General features: G+C 59.3%; 2 protein-coding genes. Both read right to left on the minus strand.

Annotation, left to right across the window (positions count from 1 at the left end; translation table 11 throughout):
• Positions 1 to 92: SDR family NAD(P)-dependent oxidoreductase (locus tag WS75_RS33940; protein WP_124488979.1), on the minus strand; the 92-nt coding region annotated here is incomplete at its 3' end.
• 66 nt (positions 93 to 158) lie between these two features.
• Positions 159 to 899, minus strand: a complete 741-nt coding sequence (locus WS75_RS28045) for an acetoacetate decarboxylase (protein ID WP_006485181.1) — start codon at positions 897 to 899, stop codon at positions 159 to 161.
• Between the last annotated feature and the right edge of the window lie 388 nt (positions 900 to 1,287).

Raw genomic sequence — 1,287 nt, forward strand, 5'->3', positions numbered from 1 at the left:
GCGCCCGCCTTCGCGAGCTCCAGTGCGATTTCCTTGCCGATGCCGCTTGCGGCGCCCGTGACGACTGCGGTCTTGCCATTCAGGTTGCTCATTTCGAATTTCCCGTGGTGAAAGGATTGACAGGGAGAAAGGACTGCGGACTTGTTACCGAGGTGAGGTTACTGAGCGAGGTAATCGTAGACGACTTCGCCGAGGCCGAGTGTCAAGTCCGCGACGAGGTGGCGCGCTTCGACGATCTCGAGTACCGGCAGGTCGGCCACCGGCGCGAGTGCGTGCGGCGCCAGTTCGAGCGAGGCGGGGCCCGTCCACGCACCCTTCATCTTGATGTCCTGCATGTAGTAGCGCACCAGTTCGCATACGCGTGCGGTGCCGTCGACGTGCGGGATGATCTTGAGCAGGAAGTTCGGGCCGGCGAGACGCTTCGTCTGCTCGTCGATGTCGAGTTCCTTGTGCTTGTAGCCCATCGTGCCGGTTGCGACGCGCACCTTGCCGTAGTCGAGCGTGCCGAGGATGTGGTCGGTGTTCACGTGCAACGTGGGCGACGCGAGCTTCTTCGGGAAACCCCACAGCTCGCGGCCGCCGGCGATCGGCGGGTGATCGTCGAGATACATCGCGAGCGTGTAGCCGCCGGCCTGGCCGTTGTACTCGACGGGGATCACCTGGCCGCTTTCCGTGTAGTCGCCGAAGCCGGTGGAATCGGCCATGCGAATGAATTCGTAATGGACGAGCGGCTCGGTGACCTGCAGGGGCTCGGGCACGATTTCACGCAGGCGGTCCGGATCGGTGCGATACGTGATGATCAGAAACTCACGATCGACGAAACGGTAAGGGCCCATCGGAAAGGCGGGGCTGGTCAATGGCATCGCAAACGCTTTCGATCGGACATCGCTGGGTTTCATGCGGACTCCTTGTTGTTGATCGCTTCGTGGATGAATGCTCGTAAGCTCGTAATCCTATGCCTGTGCGTTGCCGTTGTGCGATGCCGCATGTGGAATTAATTGTTGCCGATTTCGAATGATTTGCAACGCAAATATTGAGGCGAACGGTGCTAACGGCATGGAGCGCATGGGGCGCTCCGATATTCTCAGGCGTCGATGACGCCACGATGTGAAAAAGGTGAGCCTTTACGGGATGGTTGGTGAGCTTTTACGGGAAACGGTCGCGCGGAAATATGACAATTGTGTGAACTTGTGTTGCAGTGCAGGCTCTAAGAGACGGTTTCATAAAGGCTGTTCGGCGCGCCGGAGGGTATTCCAGCAGATCAGGCAGCAACCGAGTTTTAGGAAC

The sequence above is a fragment of the Burkholderia sp. FL-7-2-10-S1-D7 genome, assembly GCF_001524185.1.
Taxonomy (GTDB): Bacteria; Pseudomonadota; Gammaproteobacteria; order Burkholderiales; family Burkholderiaceae; genus Burkholderia; species Burkholderia diffusa.